At 63.5% G+C, this 739-nt stretch carries 1 protein-coding gene; it reads left to right on the top strand.

Going from position 1 to position 739, the window contains the following annotated elements; translation table 11 throughout:
* The coding region (locus tag EN749_RS36700; protein WP_145991220.1) for a prolyl oligopeptidase family serine peptidase at positions 1-739 on the top strand (739 nt) is incomplete at both ends.

Raw genomic sequence — 739 nt, forward strand, 5'->3', positions numbered from 1 at the left:
GGTTTGCAAGCCCGACGGCCTCTATTCGCTGGATCTGGCGCACTGGGTCGAGACCGGCGCGCTCGGATCTGTCGAAACCTTGTTCGAGCCGGCATATCGCGTGTCCATCGCCGGCATGGCCCGCACGCAGGACCGGCTGTTCATCAGCCTGATGGACAATGTGCGCGGCAAGGTCGTCGTCTGCGAGCGCAAGGATGGCAACTGGTCGCTGAAACCGGTGGCGCTGCCCGAAAATGGCAATGTCGGCATCAGCCATGCCGAGCAGTTCGGCTCGAGCGTGTCCTTTTCCTTCACCGATTTCCTGACCCCGAGTTCGATCATCTGGTCTGACGACAATGGCGAGACGCTCGCTACCGTGAAGTCGCAGCCGGCGCGTTTCGATGCCTCGCCGCTCATCTCGGAACAGTTCGAGGCGCGCTCCAAGGACGGCACGATGATCCCTTATTTTGTCGTCAGGCGGCGCGATCAGAAGGGGCCGGTGCCGACGCTGCTTTACGGCTATGGCGGTTTCGAAGTGCCGCTGCTGCCCGGCTATGCCGGCGTGCGCGGGAGGCTATGGCTGGAAAAGGGCAATGCCTATGTGCAGGCCTGCATCCGCGGCGGCGGCGAGTTCGGCCCGGCCTGGCATCAAGCGGCGCTCAAGGGCAATCGCCAAAACGGATTCGATGATTTCGCAGCGGTCGCGCAGGACGTCGTCAAGCGCGGCATCGCGACAGCAAGCTCACTCGGCATCCAGGGG

It is taken from the genome of Mesorhizobium sp. M7A.F.Ca.ET.027.02.1.1 (genome assembly GCF_004022985.1).
GTDB lineage: Bacteria > Pseudomonadota > Alphaproteobacteria > Rhizobiales > Rhizobiaceae > Mesorhizobium.